Raw genomic sequence first — 18,608 nt, forward strand, 5'->3', positions numbered from 1 at the left:
GGCGGTGGCCGCGTCCCCCGCGGGCCACCGCCGGACCGGCGCCTTCCGTGCTCCCCCCGTACGTCCCCCCGCGGGACCCCCGTTGCGGTCGTCCCCCGGGTTCCGGCTCCCCCGTGCCTCGCTCCCGCCGACGACACCGGCGGAAGGAGCGGATCGCGGGCCCGGACCGTTCCGGCACCCCGTGTCGCCGGTCCCGGGGCCGTGCCCCCTCTCCGTGGTCTCCACTCTCTCGTTTCCGCAGTTCGCGCCCATCCGCGCGGGTACTCATCCCGAGGGCTGGGTACGGGTACTCAGCCCTGCGCACCCGCCCTCACAGCGCCGTGTCGCCGGCTGCTCGCCGCGACGGGGGCGGCGGCACCCGGGGCGGGTGCGTCGGTGGCCGCGGACAGAGCCCCGGCCCGCCGGAGCCCCGACGTGGACCTCCCGGGCAGTTCCGTCACGAGGTCCGGCGCGAAGCCACGTACGGATTCCTCGCGGGAAACGGAGGGGCCGGCGTGCGCCCGGGCCCCCGGACCGGGGCGGCTGCCTGCCCGCGGGCTGCCGGGACACCGGCTGCGGGAGGCACCGCTCCACCCTGTGGCCCCGCCTGCCGGTCACACCCCGGCCGGCGGCACTGCCCGCCCCTGACGCCGCGCGTGTCAGGCACTGCGGAGGTGTTCACCACGGGAACCGACTCCGGCGCCCCTGCTCGGGTGACCGGCGCGGAGCGCACCGCTCCGCCGTTTCCCGCAGTGGCCCGCCCGGGGAGGGGCGGCCTACTGCTGGTTCTCCGCGTCTTTTCGGTCCTGGTGCCGGCGAGTGCGCGCATAGTGCCGTGAGGCCTTGGCACGGTTCCCGCAGCCGGACATGGAGCACCAGCGGCGGGTGCCGTTGCGGGAGACGTCGTAGAAGTGCAGGACGCATTCGTCGTTGGCGCAGGCCCGGACGCGGTCGGGCGCGGTGCCCACCAGGCGCAGGTAGTCGGCGGCCGCCAGCCAGGCCGTCAGCCAGGCGGGGTCGTCGGGTTCGACCTGCTCGACGGGGCCGTCGGGACCGAGGGCGCGCAGGACGCGTCCGCGTGCCAGAACGGTGTTGAGCCCCTGCCGGGCGCCCTCGTCGCCGGGATCCTCCACGACGGCCGCCAGTGCGTCTCGGGCTTCCCGGGTGGCGGCCAGGGCCGCGGGCGTGGCACCGGCCGGCTCCGGCAGAGCGTGGTCGGCCAGCCACCGGGCGAACCCGTCGGGGTCCTCGAGCAGGTCGTGCGCGACTCCGTTCTCGACCCACCGGGTGTTGAGCAGGTCCAGGCTGAGCGGCTCGCCCCGGAGCGGCCTGGGGTCGGCGCCGGCGGCGGCGGGCGGAGGGGTGGTGGTGTTTCCCGTGCCTGTGCCCACGCGCGCTCCTTCGTTCGGCTGCCACCCCCCACTCTAACCGGCTACCGCGGCATAGGAAGTTGCCCCTCCCCTTTCTAACCCTTATTGTCACTGACGACGGTTAGTCCGGGGAGGTCCCGGGCGCCGCGTTGGAGGTATCCGTCATGTCCGCTTCTGCCGTACCCGCCGCCCTGCAGACCGGCCACATCGGCCTGAACGTCACCGACCTGGACCGTTCCCTGGACTTCTACCGGAAGGTCTTCGGCTTCGAGATCCAGGCGGAGGGCGGCGACCTTGACCGCGCTTTCGCCTTCCTCGGTCGCGAGGGCCGCCTCATGGTGACCCTCTGGCAGCAGGGCGAGAGCGGGTACGCCCCCGGGTCGGCCGGCCTGCACCACCTCTCCTTCCAGGTCGAGACCATCGAGGAGGTCCGCGCGGCCGAGGAGGTACTGCGCGACATGGCCGCCGAGTTCAAGTACGACGGCGTCGTCCCCCACGGCGAGGGCGCCGCCTCCGGCGGCATCTTCTTCACCGACCCCGACGGCATCCGCCTCGAGATCTACGCCCCGACCGGTGCCGACTCCTCCCCCGCCCCCGTCGTCGCCGCCCCCACCTGCGGCTTCTTCTGATCCGCCGTACAGCCGGGTGGCCGCCGGTCGTGTCCCCGACCGGCGGCCGTCCCGCCCTCCCGTCCGACCATGCCCCTGAGGAGCGACCACCGTGACCGGCCCTTATCACCATGGCGAGCGCGAGGTCCAGCGGCGCGCCGCCCTCCGGGAAGAGGCGGACGTCTCCGGACGCGCGATCCGCACCACCGTGCCCCCCGTCGCCGCCGACTTCCTCGCCCGGCAGCGTCTGCTGGTCCTCGGGTCGGCCGACGGCCACGGGGTTGTCCGGGCCACCCTGCTCACCGGTCCGGAGGGATTCCTCCGGATCCCGGACGAGCACAGCCTGTCCGTGGCGGCCCGTCCTGCCCCGGAGGATCCCCTGGCCCCCGTCCTGGAGCGGCCGGTCCACCTGGGGATGCTCGCCATCGAGGCCGCCACCCGGCGGCGCATGCGCATGAACGGCACGGCGCGCCCCCACGACGGCGGACTGCTGGTCAGCCTCGACCAGGTGGTCGCCAACTGCCCCAAGTACATCCAGAAGCGCACCCCGCCCGGGACGGACGCCGAAGGGCCGGCCCCGCGGCCCCCGGCCCGCCGGAGCGACCGGCTCGACCCCGGCCAGCAGCGCTTTCTCGGCGACACCGACACCTTCTTCATCGCCACCGCCGACGCACAGGGCCGGGCCGACGCATCCCACCGCGGCGGACATCCGGGCTTCCTCCGGGTGCTGTCGCCCACCCGGCTCCGCTGGCCCGACTACACCGGCAACGCGATGTTCCTCACCCTGGGCAACCTCCTCGTCAATCCCAGGGCGGGCCTGGTGGTCCCGGACTACCGGACCGGCGACACCCTGCACCTCGCCGGTACCGCGGAGATCGTCTGGGACGCCGGTGCCACGGAGTCCGCCGGGACCGGCCGTTCGGTCGAGTTCACCGTCACCGAAGTCGTCGAGCTCCCCGGCACCCTGCCCGCGGGCTGGAGCGCACCCGTCCTCTCCCGTTTCAACCCTCCCCTCCCCGACGGGAGCCGGGGCGCCGCCCGAAGCCCCCGCTCCCGCGCCGCCACCGACCAGGAGTGATCCATGCGCATCCACGTCGACACGAACCGCTGCGAAAGCCACGGCCAGTGCGTCTTCACCGCCCCCGACCACTTCTCCTTCGACGAGGACGACAGCCTCCTCGTCCGGCAGGACGTCCCCGAGGGTTTCGAGGGCGAGGCCGTCCGGGCCGCCGTCCGGGAGGCCGCCGCCGTCTGCCCCGTCAAGGCCATCACCCTCCACGACACGGGGGTCGTCGCATGAGTGCACGTCACATGGTCGTGGTCGGCGCGTCCCTGGCGGGCTCCCGCACCGCGAGGGCCCTGCGCGAACAGGGCTTCGACGGCCGGCTGACCCTGGTGGGAGACGAGCCCCACGCCCCCTACGACCGCCCGCCCCTGTCCAAGCAGTTCCTGGCCGGAACCCGGGAGTTCGACGACATCGCCCTGTCCCCCACCGACGGCCTCGACGTCGAACTGCGGACAGGTGTACCCGCCATCACGCTCCGGCTCGCCGGCCGGGAGCTCGTCCTCGCCGACGGCAGCCGGGTGGGCTGGGACGGCCTGGTGATCGCCACCGGCGCCGCGGCCCGTCCGTGGCCCGCGCCCGTACCCCGCGGCGTCCGCACCCTGCGCACCCTCGGCGACGCACGCGCCCTGCGCCGGGACCTCACCGCGCCCGGCGCCCGGCTGCTCGTCGTCGGCGCCGGTTTCCTCGGCTCCGAGGTCGCCGCCACCGCCGCCGGGCTGGGGGTGCCCACCACCCTCGTCGAGACCGGGGAACTCCCCATGGCCCGCGGCATCGGGGCCGTCGCCGGAGGCTTCGTCGCCCGGCTGCACCAGGAGGCCGGTGTCGATCTGCGTACCGGCACCACGGTCCGGTCCTTCACCGGCACCGACCGCGTCACCGGAGCCCGTCTGGACGACGGCACCCACGTCCCGGCCACCGTGGTCCTGCTGGCCCTGGGCGCCGTCCCGCACACGGCGTGGCTGCACGGCAGCGGACTGCTCCTGGACGGCGCGGTCGTCTGCGACCGGCACGGCCGCGCCCTCGCCGAGGACGGCACGGTGGTGCCGGACGTCGTCGCCGTCGGCGACGCCTCCCGCCGTCCGCACCCCCTGGCCGGCGGCACCGTCCATCTCGGGCACTGGAGCGCGGCGGCCGAGCACGCCGTCGCCGCGGCCCGCGTCCTGCTGCACCCGGCCGGGGACGGCGGCCCTCCCGGCCCCGCCGTCACGGTGCCCTCGTTCTGGTCCGATCTGTACGGTGACCGCATCCGCTCACTGGGGCTCCCGCACCTCGCCGACGAAGCGAAGACCGTCGAGTACGACCTGCCCGGACGGCGTCTGGAGATCTCCTACCACCGCGACGGCGAGCTGGTCGGCGCCCTCACCGTCAACCGGGCCCGGCAGCTCGCCGCCTACCGCCCTCTCCTGGCCGTGGCCGCGGGTCGCCGCGCCACCGCACTCGCGGCGGGATGACGGGTGCCGGCCGACGTTCCCGGGCCACCGGCCCCGCCCGGACGGCCCGGACGGCCCGGACGGCCCGGAAACGTCTGTCGGTGACCGGCGGGTAATGTCTCCGGCATGGCACGGATTGCGGTGATCGGCGCCGGGCTGGGCGCGATGGCGGCCGCTGCCCGGCTGGCCGTCGCGGGCCACCGGGTGACGGTGTACGAGCGGACGGACACGTACGGCGGCGCGCTGCGCCGGCTGGAGCGGGAGGGCTTCGCCTTCGACACCGGCCCCGGGCTGCTTCCGCTGCCCGCGGTCTACCGCGACCTGTTCCTGAAGACGGGCAAGGAGCCACTGGAGTCCTGCGTCGAGCTGGTCCAGGTCGACCCGTCGTCGCACCACGTGTTCGCGGACGGTACGCGTGTCCCGCTGCCGAACGCGTCCCGCGCGGGTGTCGTCTCCGCCCTGGACGCGGCCCTCGGACCTGCCGCCGCCAGGCGCTGGGGCGACTTCCTGGTGCGGGCCCGCGAGACCTGGGACAGGACCCGCAGGCCGCTCCTGGAGGAGCCGCTGTGGCCCGACTGGCAGGTGCTGGCCGACCGCGAGCCCTACCCGGCCGTCCCCCACAGGAAGCTGCTGCGCACGCGCACGGCGGGCACACTCGCAGAGGTCGCCGCCTGGGAGCTGCGCGATCCCCGGCTGACCTCCCTGCTGGAGAGTTACGCGCTCGAGCACGGCCTGGACCCCCGGTCCACGCCGGCGAGCGCGGCGGTGCTGCCGTACATGGAGCACGCCTTCGGCACCTGGTACGTCCGCGGCGGCATGCGGGAGCTGGCCCGCGCGCTGTACGAGCGGTGCCTGGCCCGCAGGGTGGAGTTCCGTTTCGGCGCCGAGGTCACCGGGGTGCTGGAGAAGGACGGCCGGGCGGCGGGCGTGGAGTTCACCGAGGGCGCCTCCCAGGACTCCGGCTCCGCTGCCGGTGGTGGCGGTCGGGGCGGGACGGTGGCCGGGGCGGATCATGTGATCGCCGGGGTGACGCCCGGCGTGCTGGACCGGCTGACGCGGGGGGCGGGGGTGCGGAGCGACGGCGAGGTTCCGGGCCGCTCCGGGGCGGCGAGCCGTCTGACGGTGCTGCTGGCACTGCGCGGCGGACGTCCCGAGGGGACACCGCACCGGACGGTCGTGCACACCCTGGACCGGGAGGCCGAGCTGGCGTCCTTGTTCGGCTCCCCCGCGGGGCTGCCCGCGCACCCCACGGTCACGGTCCTGCGGCCCGACGACCCCGCCCTGGTCCCCGACGCGGACCATGAGGCGGTCACCCTCACCTCGACAGTGCCCGCGGGATCCGCGGGACCGACGCTGGACGAGCACGCGCGGAACATGATCACTGCCGCCGAGCGGGCCGTACCCGGCCTGCGCGACCGTCTCCTGCACAGCGAGGTCCGCACCCCGGACGACATCGCGCGGGCGACGGGCGCGGAGGGCGGAGCGGTACCGGTCCCGGCACTGGCCGCGGCGGGCGGGCGCCTGCTGCACCCGTCCAACAGCACCGGTCTGCCGGGGCTGTTGACGGTGGGCGGCTGGTCGCACCCCGGCGGGGGCCTCCCGCACGCCGGGATGTCGGGCGCGCTCGTCGCGGGCCTGGTCGTGGAGGGACCGGAGTTCCGCGGATCCCGGTGAGCGGCCGCGACGGACCGGGCCGGGTCAGTAGCGGTACTGCTGCTCGTCGTACCCGCTGTCGTTCCCGTTGCCGGGGGTCTGGCCCTGCCGGCCGTTGTCCTGGTACGGGTACGGCTGCTCCTGCGGGAGTTCGCCGCCGTACAGGTCGTCGGTGCTGCGCTGCTGCGGGACCCACAGGCCGCCCGCCGGGGTTTCGCCGCCGTACTGGTCCTGCTGGTCCTGGCCGCCGTAGCCCTGCTGGTCGTACTGCTGCTGGTCGGTGTATCCGGTGTCGTACGAGGTCCCGTCGTAGGTCGGGTTGCCGATGTACGGGTCGGAGTAGGCGGCGTACTGCTGCTGTTGGCCCGTGTCGTAGGCCTGCTGCTGGCCGTAACCGGAGTAGTCGTAGGCGTAGTTCTGGCCGGTGTCGTAGCCCTGGTCGGTGCTCTGGGCGGTGGCCGCGTACTGGTCGTCCTGGGCGGGGGTGCCGTACCCGTTGTCGCTGTAGACGCCGTACGAGCCGGTGTCGTCGGGCATGGGCTGCGGCTCGTAGACGGCGGTGGTCCCGGCGGCCGCCTGCTGCTCGCCGCGCACGGGCGTGAACACGTCGTCGCGGTCGTAGTCGTCGTCGGCTCCGTAGGAGTCCCGGTCGCGGCGCCGGCCGGCGCCCTCGTCGCCGTACCCGTCGCCGGTGGCCTCCGGGTCGGGGACCTCCGGGGCCGGGTCCTGGTGCCCGCGGTCACCGCGGCCCCCCTTGACGGCGGACAGCAGCGGGGCGTTGACCGCCCAGCCTTCCGCGAAGCCACGGCGGAACGACAGTGTGACGTAGGTCTGGCCGATCGCGAAGGCGATGGCGCCCAGTCCGATGACGGGGACGGACGGGATCAGCACGCCGAGCACGACGCCCAGGAAGCCCGCGAAGGCGAGCAGCCGCCAGCGCAGGCGCGCCTTGTACTGCAGCAGCACCTCGCCGAGCAGCCACAACGCGACAACGCCGAACGCGATGTAGAGGACCGTCCAGCCCATGTACGCCCCTCTCCCAGTGGCCGCTACGCAGTGTGTCGTATGCCGGTGCGACCGGTCTAGGCCCGCAGTGGGTGGTGCAGGCCCAGGTTCTCGTAGATTTCCAGCGTCGCCGTGGAGTTGTTGAGCGTGATGAAGTGCAGTCCGGGCACTCCCTCGGCCAGCAGCCGTGCGCAGAACTCCGTGGCGAACTCGATACCGATGGAGCGTACCGCCGCCGGATCGTCCGCCGCTGCGAGGATCCGCTCTTTCAGGGCATCCGGGAACGATGCGTTACTGAGTTGCGGCAACCTCTCCAACATCTTCACGCTGGTCACCGGCATGACCTCGGGGATCACCGGCGTCCCGCAACCCGCCGCGTCGACTCGGTCACGCAGGCGCAGGTATGACTCGGGCTGGAAGAACATCTGGGTGATCGCGTAGTCGGCGCCGGCCCGGCACTTGTCGACGAAGTTCGCGACGTCCGCGTCCCAGTCGGACGACCTCGGGTGCATCTCCGGGAAGGCGGCGACACCCACGCAGAAGTCGCCCGACTCCTTGATGAGCCGGACGAGTTCGGCGGCGTAGGTCAGGCCCTGCGGATGCGGGATCCAGTCGGCCGTCGGGTCGCCGGGCGGGTCGCCCCGCACGGCGAGCATGTTGCGGATCCCGGCGTCGGCGTACTGGCCGATGATGTTGCGCAGTTCGGCGACGGAGTGGTCGACCGCGGTGAGGTGGGCGACCGGGGTGAGGGTGGTGTCGGCGACGATCTGCTCGGTCTCGTGGACCGTGCCCGCGCGGGTGGACCCTCCGGCCCCGTAGGTGACGGAGACGAAGTCCGGGGCGACCGCCTCGACCCTGCGCAGCGCGCTCCAGAGGTTCCGCTGGCCCTTGGGCGTCTTCGGCGCCGAGAACTCGAACGAGTACGTCGTCTTTCCGGCAGCGAGCATGTCACGCACGGTGCGCGCGTGATCAGTCCTGACGGATGCGGTTCCGAGGGCCATACCGGCAGGTTAGCCAGGGGGCGCCGGTCTCCCCAACCGGATGCGGGAGATTTGCCGGAATTGCCGACTTGTTGTCCACCCCTTGGACACTGTCAGGGGCAGGTGCCGCCTGCCGCCTGCCGCGTCCGCCTCGCGAACTCGGCCGCCGCCGCACCCGGGTCGTCCGCCTCGGTGATGGCCCGTACGACGACGACCCGGCGGGCGCCGGCGTCCAGCACCTCGTCGAGGTTGTCGAGGCCGATGCCGCCGATGGCGAACCAGGGGCGGCCGGTGCCGAGGGCGGCGGCGTACCGGACCAGGCCGAGGCCTGGGGCGTGGCGGCCGGGCTTGGTGGGGGTGGGCCAGCAGGGGCCGGTGCAGAAGTAGTCCACGCCCTCCTGCACGGCTGCCGCGGCGGCCTCGGACTCGGCGTGCGTGGAGCGGCCGATCAGGATGTCCTCGCCGAGGACGGCCCGGGCCGCGGGGACGGGGAGGTCGCCCTGTCCCAGGTGCAGTACGTCGGCGCCGGCGGCGTGGGCGACGTCCGCGCGGTCGTTCACCGCGAGCAGCTTGCCGTGCCGGGCGCAGGCGTCCGCGAGAACCGCCAGGTGCTCCAGCTCCTCGGCGGCCTCCATGCCCTTGTCCCTGAGCTGGACGATGTCGACGCCGCCGGCCAGGACCGCGTCCAGGAACTCCGGGAGGTCGCCCTGCCGCTTGCGGGCGTCGGTGCAGAGGTAGACCAGGGAGTCGGCGAGGCGGGCGCGCGGGGCCGTGCCTGCGGCGGTGTCGGGCATGCGGGAGTCCCCCGTGTGTCGGTGGCGGCCGGGCCCGGCCGGCGCGGGGCGGGCCCGGGTGGGTCGTCGGCGGATGCCCCGGCCCACCAGGGGCCGGCGGAGCACACGCCGCAACGGACCCTATGCCGCCGCCCCGGCGACCGGGAGACCCGGCCGCGATCGGGCCCCGTCCGGCGCCGCTGCCACGCCTTCGTCCCGGCGCCCTGCACGAGCGGCGCCGGGACGGTCGAGGCGGTGGCGGTTCACGTCCGGGTACGGGTACGGGCGCGGGGACGAGCACAAGTGCGCGTACCGGCACGGATGTGCGTACCGGCGCGCGTGCGGGTCCCGGCGGTCCGCCCCGGGGCACGTCCCGGGGTCAGACCGCGAGCGCCTGGGCGCGGCGCTTCACCTCCGTGCCACGGTTCTCGCTCAGCGCCTGCGCGGGCGTGCCCGGCAGGCTCTCGTCGGGGGTGAAGAGCCAGTCCAGCATCTCTTCGTCCGTGAAGCCGTCGTCCCGCAGGAGCGTCAGGGTCCCGGAGAGGCCCTTGACGACCTTGTCCCCGTCGATGAAGGCGGCGGGGACGTGCAGTGCGCGGTTCTCACCTCGGCGTACGGCGATGAGCTGGCCGTCCTTGACCAGCTGCCGGACGCGCGTCACCTCGACGCCGAGCATCTCGGCGATGTCGGGCAGGGTGAGCCAGGCGGGGACGAGAGCATCGATCTTTGCGTCAATCTCGGTCACGGGACAAGCGTGCCATCTGCCACCGACGGTCGGAAGCCAGGCCCCTCCACCTGGGCTGATGTTTCACCCCGGGCGGATGGCCGGGCAGGGAGTACGAGGGCACCGGGGGACCCGGCGCTCACGCCGCCCTCGCCGACTTCAGCGGTCTCGCCGGGTCGGCCAGCAGTGTCCCGTCCACCGCCGTGCCCGCCTCGATCAGCCGGCGCCCCTGGGCCAGGTCGCGGGGGCGGCCCACGGCCAGCAGCGCGACCAGCCGGGACCCGCGGAGCCAGCAGACCGTCCACGCCGGTCCGTCCGCCTCCCCGCGCCACACCGTCCGGTCGGCGTCCGCGTGGTGTCCGGCGTACTGGACGAAGCGTCCGAACTGCTCGGACCAGAAGTACGGCACCGGGTCGTACACCGCCGGGGGCTCACCGGTGGCCGCCCCGGCGATGTTCGCCGCGACCGTGCGCGGGCCCTGGAGGGCGTTGTCCCAGTGGTGCACCAGCAGGCGTTCGCCGTACCGCTCCGAGGGGAAGGACGCGCAGTCGCCGACCGCGTACACGTCCGGCACTGAGGTCGTCAGGCGGGCGTCGGCGACCACCTCGCCGTACCGGCCCAGCTCGATACCGGAGCCGGCCAGCCAGGCGGTTGCGGGGCGGGCACCGATCCCGACGACGACGGCGTCCGCGGCCAGCCGCGAGCCGTCGTCCAGCACCACCGCGCCCGGCTCGACGCGCTCCACGCGCGCGTGCGTCCGCAGCTCCACTCCCGCGTCGCCGTACCAGGAGGTCATCGGGGCGGCCACCTCGGCGGGCAGCGCCTCGGCCAGCGGGCGGGCGGCGGCCTCCACGACGGTGACCGCGCAGCCCGCCTCGCGCGCCGCCGTGGCGAACTCGGCGCCGATCCAGCCGGCGCCGACGACCACCACGTCCTGCCGGCGCGCGAGCACCGGCCGCAGCCGTTCGGCGTCGTCCAGGGTGCGCAGCAGGTGGACGCCGGGGACCCCTTCGGTGCCCGGCAGCCGGACCGGTTCGGCGCCGGTCGCGACGACCAGGACGTCGTAGGGGACCGGCCCTGCCTCCGTGTCCAGCTCGTGGTCGGCGGGGCGCAGCCCGAACACCTCGCAGCCGAGCCGCAGTTCGATGCCGAGTGCCTCGAAGTCGACGTCGAGGGCGGAGTCCTCCGCCGTCCCGAGCAGGACGGCCTTGGACAACGGCGGTCTGTCGTACGGCTGGTGGGGCTCGGCGCCGATGAGGGTCACGGCGCCGGTGAAGCCCTGCTCGCGGAGGGCGACGGCGGTCTGCACACCGGCCATGCCGGCTCCCGTCACCACCACGCGCCGCGGCCCGGACGACCCTCGTTCCTGCGTCTGCTCGCTCACCTGATCACCATAGACACCCGTCCCGTGGCCGGTCGGTCCCAGGGTCCGGTCCGGTCAGGGGGTCGTGAGCTGCTCCACCACGCTGGTGCCGCTGCCCGGCTGCGACTCCCACTCCCAGGTCTCCTCCAGCCGCACCCTCCCGTCGGGCAGTTCCACGACCGTCGACGCGCAGTGTCCGCTCGAGGTGGTGCCGTCCCGCCCCAGCTGCACGTACCGGAAGTCCAGCCGGTCCCCTTCCCTGGTGCCCACCAGGTGCCCGCGGACGACGTCACCGCCCGCGTACTCGGCCCAGATCCGGCCGTCCCGCTCGTGGTAGACGAACCGGGTGCGGGCACCGACCTGCCCCGGCGCCTGGTCGGCGACCGGGGAGAGGACTAGGCCGTCGAGCGAACCGGCCATGTGAAGGCTCCCTACGCGTTCGTTGTTCCGGCATTGTTCGAGGGCTAGGCTGGCCACCGTAGAACACGCGCGGGAGTCCGGACGCACCGGGCTGAGAGGGAGGCTGGCGGCCTCCGACCGTATGAACCTGATCCGGGTCATGCCGGCGAAGGGAGGGGCTGGACGCCCATGTCGCCCACGCACACCTCAGGTGCCTCGGGTACCCCGGACGCCCCGGGCACCCCGCACGCCCCGGGACGTTCTCCGGACGTCCTCGTCGTCGGGGGCGGGATCATCGGCCTGGTCACGGCCTGGCGGGCCGCACAGCGCGGGCTGGCCACGACCGTGCTGGACCCCGAACCGGGCGCCGGTGCCGCCCGGGTGGCCGCCGGGATGCTGGCCGCCGTCACGGAACTGCACTACGGCGAGCAGACCCTGCTCGGTCTGAATCTCGCCTCCGCGCGCCGCTACCCCGACTTCGCCGCCGAGCTCACCGAGGCCACCGGCCACGACCTCGGCTACCGCCGCTGCGGCACACTCGCGGTCGCACTGGACGCCGACGACCGCGCCCATCTGCGCGAACTGCACGTCCTGCAGCAGCAGTCGGGGCTCGACTCGCAGTGGCTGTCCGGGCGGGACTGCCGGCGCCTGGAACCGATGCTCGCCCCGGGGGTGCGCGGCGGGCTGCGGGTGGACGGCGACCACCAGATCGACCCCCGGCGCCTGGCGGCCGCGCTGGTGACTGCCTGCGAGCGGGCGGGCGTGGTCCTGCACCGCGCGTGGGCCGAGCGGCTCACCGTCAGCGGGGAGCGGGCCACGGGCGTGGTCACCGCCGACGGCACCGCTCTGGGCGCCGGACAGGTGGTGCTCGCCGGGGGCAGCCTGAGCGGGCGGCTCGCGGGGATCCCGGCGGAGGTACGGCCTCCGGTACGTCCCGTGAAGGGGCAGGTGGTCCGGCTGGCGATGCCGGACCGGTTCGGTCCGCTCCTGAGCCGGACGGTACGCGCGGTGGTGCGCGGCAGCCATGTGTACCTGGTGCCGCGCGAGAACGGCGAGCTGGTGATCGGGGCGACCAGCGAGGAACAGGGCTGGGACACGACCGTCACCGCGGGCGGGGTGTACGAACTGCTGCGCGACGCCCACGAACTCGTCCCCGGGATCACCGAACTGCCGTTCACCGAGACCCGGGCCGGGCTGCGCCCCGGCTCCCCGGACAACGCGCCGCTGCTCGGTCCGTCCGCGCTGGCGGGGCTGGTCCTCGCGACCGGGCACCACCGCAACGGCGTGCTGCTCACGCCGGTCACCGGCGACGCCCTGGCCGAGGTTCTGACCACCGGTGAACTCCCGGCCGAGGCCCGCCCCTTCACTCCCCGGCGGTTCACCGCCGCCGCACTCACGGAGCAGCCCGCATGAACGATCCGGCGAAGGTCCCGGCCGGCCGGACCGGCACCGTCTCCGTCTGCGTCAACGGGGAGCCGCGCGAGGTGGCTCCGGGTACGGCGCTCGACGCGCTGGTCGCCACCCTGACCTCTGCTCCCTCCGGGGTGGCCGCCGCCCTCAACGAGACCGTCGTCCCGCGTGCGCAGTGGCCGCTCACGTCCCTCTCCGAGGGGGACCGGGTGGAAGTCCTGACCGCCGTCCAAGGAGGCTGACCATGGCCGACGATCCGTTCGTTCTCGGCGGTACGTCCCTCACGTCCCGGCTGATCATGGGGACCGGCGGTGCGCCCAGCCTCGAGGTGCTGGAGCGGGCGCTGGTGGCGTCCGGGACGGAGCTGACGACCGTCGCGATGCGTCGGGTGAACGCCTCGGTGCACGGCTCGGTCCTGTCGGTGCTGGACCGGCTGGGCATCCGGGTGCTGCCGAACACGGCGGGCTGCTACACCGCCGGTGAGGCGGTGCTCACCGCGCGTCTCGCGCGGGAGGCGCTCGGCACCGATCTGGTCAAACTGGAGGTCATCGCCGACGAGCGCACCCTCCTGCCGGATCCGATCGAGCTGCTGGAGGCGGCGGAGACCCTGGTCGACGACGGGTTCACGGTGCTGCCGTACACCAATGACGATCCGGTGCTGGCGCGGAAGCTGGAGGACGTCGGCTGTGCGGCGATCATGCCGCTCGGGTCGCCGATCGGGTCGGGACTCGGCATCCGCAACCCGCACAACTTCGAGCTGATCACGCAGCACGCGCGTGTACCGGTGATTCTGGACGCGGGTGCCGGTACGGCGTCGGACGCGGCGCTGGCGATGGAGCTGGGGTGCGCGGGGGTGATGCTCGCCTCCGCGGTGACGCGGGCGCAGGAACCGGTGCTGATGGCTGCCGCCATGCGGGGTGCGGTCGAGGCGGGGCGGCTGGCGCGGCGGGCGGGGCGGATTCCGCGGCGGCACTTCGCCGAGGCGTCGTCTCCCGCGGAGGGCCTCGCGGTGTTGGATCCGGAGCGGCCCGCGTTCTGAGGGTTCTCCCACCCGCGCACCATCCGTTTCCAGCCGGTCGGGAGGTGGAGGCTCCTCGCGGGGGTGTGTCGCCGTCGGCGGCTGCCGCGCCGTGTGCGTGGGTTGCGTCACAGGTCGGCCGCAGTCGCGGTGCGATCCGCGACGAAGCGGTGGGGGGTGTCGGCGGCTGCTCGTAGACTCGCCTGCGTGGACACGACCCTTCAGGACCCTCTGGTCGGGCAGGTGCTCGACGGCCGGTACCGCGTCGAGGCGCGTATCGCGGTCGGCGGGATGGCCACGGTCTACCGGGCCGTGGACACCCGTCTCGACCGCGTGCTCGCGCTCAAGGTGATGCACCCGGCGCTCGCCGCCGACGGCTCCTTCGTCGACCGGTTCATCCGCGAGGCGAAGTCGGTGGCCCGCCTGGCCCATCCGAACGTGGTCCAGGTCTTCGACCAGGGCACCGACCGGGGGTACGTGTATCTGGCGATGGAGTACGTCGCCGGCTGCACCCTGCGGGACGTGCTGCGCGAGCGCGGGGCGCTGCAGCCGCGGGCCGCGCTGGACATACTGGAGCCGGTGCTGGCCGCGCTCGGCGCCGCCCACCGCGCCGGTTTCGTACACCGGGACATGAAGCCGGAGAACGTGCTGATAGGGGACGACGGCCGGGTCAAGGTCGCCGACTTCGGCCTGGTCCGGGGCGTGGACACGGTGACGAACACCACCGGCACCGTACTGGGCACGGTCTCCTACCTGGCGCCGGAGCAGGTCGAGAGCGGTACCGCCGATCCCCGCGTGGACGTCTACGCGTGCGGCATCCTGCTCTACGAGATGCTGACGGGTGAGCGGCCGCACGAGGGCGACTCCCCCGCGATCGTGCTCTACAAGCATCTGCACGACGACGTGCCGCCGCCGTCGGCCGCCGTGCCCGGTATGGCGTACGCGCTGGACGAGCTGGTCGCGTCGGCCACCGCGCGCAACCCGGAGGTCCGCCCGTACGACGCGGTGGCGCTGCTCGCGCAGGTCCGCGGGGCCCGCGGCGGCCTCGACGCGGCGCAGCTGGACGCGGCTCCGCCGCAGGCGCTGTCGTCGGAGCACCACAACGCCGATGACCGTACGAGCGTCATCCCGCGCGCGCTGACGGTGCCCCGCCCGCTGCCCGTCAACGAGGACACGGACCACCGCACCAGCCGGCTCCAGTCCCCGGCGCCGCTGCCGCCCCGGCGCGGTCCGGGGCGGCTCGCTCCGGCGCTGCGGCGCGGCCCGATGGCGCTCGTCGTCGTGGTGCTGCTGGTCCTCGGGGCCGGAGCGGGCGTCTGGTACATCAACTCGGGCCAGTTCACCAAGGTCCCGCCGCTGCTGGCGAAGACCGAGAGGGAGGCCCGGGACCGGCTTGCGGAGGCCGGGCTGGGCGTCGGGCAGGTCGAGGAGGCCTACAGCGACTCCGTGGATCGGGGCACGGTGATCAGTACGGACCCGGAGGCGGGCGAGCGTATCCGCGGCACGGACTCGGTCTCGCTGACCCTCTCCAAGGGGCCGAAGACCGTGAAGGTGCCCGATGTGGACGGCGTCGCGCTGGACGAGGCGCGGTCCGCGCTGAGGAACGTGGGCCTGGAGCCCGGCATGGTCACCCGGGAGTTCAGCGAGGACGTGGCCAAGGACTCCGTGATCTCCACCGGGCCGGCCGGGGGCACCGAGGTCCGTGCGGGCTCGGCGGTGGCGCTCACCGTGAGCAAGGGCAACCCGGTGGACATCCCCGAGGTGACCGGCGAGGACCTTCGGGGCGCGCGCGCCGAGCTGGAGGAGGCCGGCCTCGAGGTGGAGGTCGCCACCGGGCGGATCACCTCCGAACACGACGCGGGCCGGGTGGCCCGGCAGAGCCCGGAGGCGGGCAGTGAGGCCGTCGAGGGGGACACCGTGACGCTGACGCTGTCCAAGGGCCCCGAGCTGATCGAGGTTCCCGACGTGGTCGGCGACAGCGTGGACGAGGCCACCAGGACGCTGGAGGCGGCCGGGTTCCGGGTCGAGGAGGACCGCGGGCTGCTCGGACTGTTCGGCGACACCGTCGACGAGCAGTCCGTGGCGGGCGGGGACACCGCCCCCGAGGGCTCGACGATCACCCTCAGGATCCGCTGATCCCCCGGTCCGCCGACGGCCGCCGGACGTACGCATGACACCCTGGACGGGTGAAGAGTCACCTGTCCGGCCCCGTCCGCAACCCGGTCGGCGGTCATGTCCCCGTGGCCGGCGGCCTGCGTTCCGTCGGCCTGTCCTACGCCCGTGAGCTGCGTGCGGAGGCCGTGCAGGTCTTCGTCGCCAATCCGCGCGGCTGGGCGACGCCGGTGGGCAGCCCGAAGCAGGACGAGGCCTTCCGCGAGACGTGCGCGGCCGAGGCGATCCCGGCGTACGTGCACGCCCCGTACCTGATCAACTTCGGGTCCCACACCCGGGCGACCGCCGAACGGTCCGCCGAGTCGCTGCGGCACTCGCTGCGGCGCGGGCGCGAGATCGGGGCCCTGGGCGTGGTGGTCCACACCGGCAGCGCGACCGGCGGACGCGAGCGGTCGGTGGCGCTGGCGCAGGTACGGGAGTATCTGCTGCCGCTGCTCGACGAGCTCACCCATGACGACGACCCGTTCGTGCTGCTGGAGTCGACGGCCGGCCAGGGCTCCTCCCTCTGCTCGCGGACCTGGGACTTCGGGCCGTACTTCGAGGTGCTGGACGCCCATCCGAAGCTGGGCGTCTGCCTGGACACCTGCCATGTCTTCGCGGCCGGCCACGATCTGGCCGAGCCGGGCGGGATGCACCGGACGCTGGACCTGCTGGTGGACACGGTCGGCGAGGGACGGCTGAGACTGATCCACGCCAATGACTCGATGGATGTGGTCGGCGCGCACAAGGACCGCCACGCGAACATCGGCGACGGCCACATCGGTGAGGACCCGTTCCGCGCCCTGATGACGCACCCCGCGACCGAGGGCGTACCGCTGATCATCGAGACGCCCGGCGGCAAGGAGGGCCACGCGGCGGACGTGGAGCGGCTGAAGAAGCTCCGGGAGTCGTCGTAGCCCACCCGGTCCGCCCGCCCGTCCCGCTCTCGCGCTCCTGGCGGACGCGCGCCGGACCGGCTCAGGGCTCGGGGCCGTCCCCGGGCTCCTCCTGGTACGAGTAGCGCTGTTCCTTCCAGGGGTCGCCGACGTTGTGATAGCCGCGCTCCTCCCAGAAACCGCGGCGGTCGTCGGTCATGTACTCCACTCCGCGGACCCATTTGGGCCCTTTCCAGGCGTACAGATGGGGAACGACCAGACGGAGCGGAAACCCGTGCTCGGCGGTCAGCAGCTCACCGTCCTTGTGGGTGGCGAAGAGGGTCCGCTCGGACGAGAAGTCCGCCAGGCGCAGGTTGGAGCTGAATCCGTACTCGGCCCACACCATCACGTGGGTGACGTCGGGCGCGGGCGGGACGAGCTCCAGGAGGGTGCGCGCCGGAACGCCGCCCCATTCGGCGCCGAGCATGCTGAACTTGGTGACGCAGTGCAGGTCGGCCACGACGCTGCGGTACGGCAGGGCCGTGAACTCCTCATGGTTCCAGCAGTGCTTGTCGCCGCCTGCGGTGGCGCCGAACACCCTGAAATCCCAGCGCTCGGCCCGGAACCTGGGCACCGGCCCGTAGTGCGTGACCGGCCAGCCCTTCTGCAGCCGCTGCCCCGGCGGAAGCTCGAACCGTGCCCCTTCCTCCGCTGCGCGCTCCCCCGATTCGCGTTCCGCCGGCTGACCCATGCTTCCATCCTGACAGACCCGGCGTGACGCATCGGACCGGGGCCCTACGAAGCCGGGCAATCCACACCGAATAGCTGCAAGCATGCCCTTACTTACTAAGTCAATGCTTACTGGACGATCTTCTCCACCGGTGGAATCATGCGGCACACCTGGCCCGTACATTCGTGTGGAAGGAGCCTCCGCGATGCAGGGCGACCCCGAGGTCATCGAATTCCTCAACGAGCAGCTGACCGCCGAGCTGACCGCGATCAACCAGTACTTCCTGCACTCGAAGCTGCAGGACCACAAGGGCTGGACCAAACTCGCCGAGTACACACGCGCCGAGTCCTTCGACGAGATGCGGCACGCGGAGGTCCTCACCGACCGCATCCTGCTGCTCGACGGCCTGCCCAACTACCAGCGGCTCTTCCACGTCCGGGTCGGGCAGACGGTGACGGAGATGTTCCAGGCCGACCGGGAGGTCGAGATCGAGGCCATCGACCGCCTGCGCCGGGGCGTGGAGGTCATGCGCCACAAGAACGACATCACGTCCGCCAACGTCTTCGAGGCGATCCTCGCCGACGAGGAGCACCACATCGACTACCTGGACACCCAGCTGGAACTCATCGAGAAGCTGGGCGAGGCACTGTATCTGTCGACGGTGATCGAGCAGTCCCAGCCGGACCCCTCGGGCCCGGGGACGGGCGGGTTCTCGACCCGCTAGCCGGCGGCCGACAGGCCTTACGCGGCTTCGGGCAGCTCCGTCGCGAGGAGCGGCCGGCCCTGGTCGGCCAGCTGTCGGCGGGGGCAGGCGCCACGGCCGAGCAGCGCCTGGATGCGCCGCACGCAGCCGCCGCAGTCGGTGCCGGCCTTGCAGGCGGAGGCGATCTGCCGAGGAGTGCAGGCCCCGGCGTCCGCGTGACTCCTCACCTGTTCCTCGGTCACCCCGAAGCAGCTGCAGACGAACACGCGGTTCACCTCCCGACGTAGTACTGGGTCGTGCCGTCCCGACCCCTGATCGGTGAGGCTAACCTAACCTTACCTGTCTCCCCAAGGGCACAAAAGTGGGGTGGG

At 73.4% G+C, this 18,608-nt stretch carries 20 protein-coding genes and 1 riboswitch; of the genes, 11 read left to right on the forward strand and 9 right to left on the reverse strand.

From position 1 onward, the window contains the following. Positions 1-755: 755 nt before the first annotated feature. The gene (locus ACFWVE_RS18845) at positions 756-1,370 is read right to left on the reverse strand and encodes a CGNR zinc finger domain-containing protein (RefSeq protein ID WP_384015241.1); all 615 of its coding nucleotides are present in this window, start codon (positions 1,368-1,370) and stop codon (positions 756-758) included. Between the two features lie 143 nt (positions 1,371-1,513). Between ACFWVE_RS18845 and ACFWVE_RS18850 the strand changes: the two genes are divergently transcribed. From ACFWVE_RS18850 to ACFWVE_RS18870, 5 genes are all read left to right on the forward strand, one after another. Continuing rightward, complete coding sequence (locus tag ACFWVE_RS18850; RefSeq protein ID WP_384015243.1) at positions 1,514-1,978, forward strand: VOC family protein; 465 nt, start codon at positions 1,514-1,516, stop codon at positions 1,976-1,978. 91 nt (positions 1,979-2,069) lie between these two features. Further along, positions 2,070-3,035: a pyridoxamine 5'-phosphate oxidase family protein gene (locus ACFWVE_RS18855; protein ID WP_384015246.1), complete on the forward strand. Its 966-nt coding sequence runs from the start codon at positions 2,070-2,072 to the stop codon at positions 3,033-3,035. A gap of 3 nt (positions 3,036-3,038) precedes the next feature. Then, a complete protein-coding gene (locus tag ACFWVE_RS18860) occupies positions 3,039-3,257 on the forward strand; it encodes a ferredoxin (RefSeq protein WP_384015249.1) in 219 nt (72 codons plus the stop codon). After that, positions 3,254-4,474, forward strand: a complete 1,221-nt coding sequence (locus ACFWVE_RS18865; protein ID WP_384015252.1) for an NAD(P)/FAD-dependent oxidoreductase — start codon at positions 3,254-3,256, stop codon at positions 4,472-4,474. The genes ACFWVE_RS18860 and ACFWVE_RS18865 overlap by 4 nt, the downstream gene beginning before the upstream one ends. A gap of 105 nt (positions 4,475-4,579) precedes the next feature. Then, the gene (locus ACFWVE_RS18870; protein WP_384015255.1) at positions 4,580-6,127 is read left to right on the forward strand and encodes a phytoene desaturase family protein; all 1,548 of its coding nucleotides are present in this window, start codon (positions 4,580-4,582) and stop codon (positions 6,125-6,127) included. A gap of 24 nt (positions 6,128-6,151) precedes the next feature. On the opposite strand, the gene ACFWVE_RS18875 is transcribed toward ACFWVE_RS18870, so the two are convergent. The 6 genes from ACFWVE_RS18875 to ACFWVE_RS18900 form a co-directional block, all read right to left on the reverse strand. After that, positions 6,152-7,132, reverse strand: coding sequence for a hypothetical protein (locus tag ACFWVE_RS18875; protein WP_384015258.1), 981 nt, complete (start codon positions 7,130-7,132; stop codon positions 6,152-6,154). Positions 7,133-7,188: 56 nt separating this feature from the next. Beyond that, on the reverse strand, positions 7,189-8,112 hold the full coding sequence (metF, locus tag ACFWVE_RS18880; protein WP_384015260.1) for a methylenetetrahydrofolate reductase [NAD(P)H]: 924 nt from the start codon (positions 8,110-8,112) through the stop codon (positions 7,189-7,191). 92 nt (positions 8,113-8,204) lie between these two features. Then, positions 8,205-8,885, reverse strand: a complete 681-nt coding sequence (gene thiE, locus ACFWVE_RS18885) for a thiamine phosphate synthase (protein WP_384015263.1) — start codon at positions 8,883-8,885, stop codon at positions 8,205-8,207. Positions 8,886-9,243: 358 nt separating this feature from the next. Further along, positions 9,244-9,609, reverse strand: coding sequence for an Rv2175c family DNA-binding protein (locus tag ACFWVE_RS18890; protein WP_384015266.1), 366 nt, complete (start codon positions 9,607-9,609; stop codon positions 9,244-9,246). A 118-nt stretch (positions 9,610-9,727) separates the two neighbouring features. Beyond that, the gene (locus ACFWVE_RS18895; protein ID WP_384015268.1) at positions 9,728-10,972 is read right to left on the reverse strand and encodes an NAD(P)/FAD-dependent oxidoreductase; all 1,245 of its coding nucleotides are present in this window, start codon (positions 10,970-10,972) and stop codon (positions 9,728-9,730) included. 54 nt (positions 10,973-11,026) lie between these two features. Beyond that, positions 11,027-11,371 (reverse strand): hypothetical protein, encoded by a 345-nt coding sequence (locus tag ACFWVE_RS18900; protein ID WP_384015271.1) that lies wholly within the window; start codon positions 11,369-11,371, stop codon positions 11,027-11,029. 59 nt (positions 11,372-11,430) lie between these two features. Next, positions 11,431-11,542, forward strand: a riboswitch (TPP riboswitch). Between ACFWVE_RS18900 and thiO the strand changes: the two genes are divergently transcribed. From thiO to ACFWVE_RS18925, 5 genes are all read left to right on the forward strand, one after another. Further along, positions 11,540-12,763 carry a glycine oxidase ThiO gene (thiO, locus tag ACFWVE_RS18905; RefSeq protein WP_384015273.1) on the forward strand — a complete coding sequence of 408 codons (1,224 nt, stop codon included), beginning with the start codon at positions 11,540-11,542 and terminating at the stop codon, positions 12,761-12,763. Its footprint overlaps the riboswitch before it by 3 nt. Then, the gene (thiS, locus tag ACFWVE_RS18910) at positions 12,760-13,002 is read left to right on the forward strand and encodes a sulfur carrier protein ThiS (RefSeq protein WP_384015276.1); all 243 of its coding nucleotides are present in this window, start codon (positions 12,760-12,762) and stop codon (positions 13,000-13,002) included. The genes thiO and thiS overlap by 4 nt, the downstream gene beginning before the upstream one ends. Before the next feature lie 2 nt (positions 13,003-13,004). After that, positions 13,005-13,799: a thiazole synthase gene (locus tag ACFWVE_RS18915; RefSeq protein WP_384015279.1), complete on the forward strand. Its 795-nt coding sequence runs from the start codon at positions 13,005-13,007 to the stop codon at positions 13,797-13,799. Between the two features lie 186 nt (positions 13,800-13,985). Continuing rightward, positions 13,986-15,914 carry a Stk1 family PASTA domain-containing Ser/Thr kinase gene (gene pknB, locus ACFWVE_RS18920; protein WP_384015282.1) on the forward strand — a complete coding sequence of 643 codons (1,929 nt, stop codon included), beginning with the start codon at positions 13,986-13,988 and terminating at the stop codon, positions 15,912-15,914. A gap of 50 nt (positions 15,915-15,964) precedes the next feature. Next, entirely contained in the window at positions 15,965-16,846 is an 882-nt protein-coding gene (locus ACFWVE_RS18925; protein ID WP_384015284.1) for a deoxyribonuclease IV, read from the forward strand. 61 nt (positions 16,847-16,907) lie between these two features. Here the strand turns inward: ACFWVE_RS18925 and ACFWVE_RS18930 are convergent, their stop codons facing one another. Further along, the gene (locus ACFWVE_RS18930) at positions 16,908-17,555 is read right to left on the reverse strand and encodes a sulfite oxidase-like oxidoreductase (protein WP_384015287.1); all 648 of its coding nucleotides are present in this window, start codon (positions 17,553-17,555) and stop codon (positions 16,908-16,910) included. Positions 17,556-17,739: 184 nt separating this feature from the next. Between ACFWVE_RS18930 and bfr the strand changes: the two genes are divergently transcribed. Continuing rightward, positions 17,740-18,258 carry a bacterioferritin gene (gene bfr, locus ACFWVE_RS18935; RefSeq protein WP_384015290.1) on the forward strand — a complete coding sequence of 173 codons (519 nt, stop codon included), beginning with the start codon at positions 17,740-17,742 and terminating at the stop codon, positions 18,256-18,258. A 17-nt stretch (positions 18,259-18,275) separates the two neighbouring features. Here the strand turns inward: bfr and ACFWVE_RS18940 are convergent, their stop codons facing one another. After that, positions 18,276-18,512, reverse strand: a complete 237-nt coding sequence (locus tag ACFWVE_RS18940; RefSeq protein WP_384015292.1) for a bacterioferritin-associated ferredoxin — start codon at positions 18,510-18,512, stop codon at positions 18,276-18,278. Positions 18,513-18,608 lie beyond the last annotated feature (96 nt).

It is taken from the genome of Streptomyces sp. NPDC058632 (assembly GCF_042717095.1).
Lineage (GTDB): Bacteria > Actinomycetota > Actinomycetes > Streptomycetales > Streptomycetaceae > Streptomyces.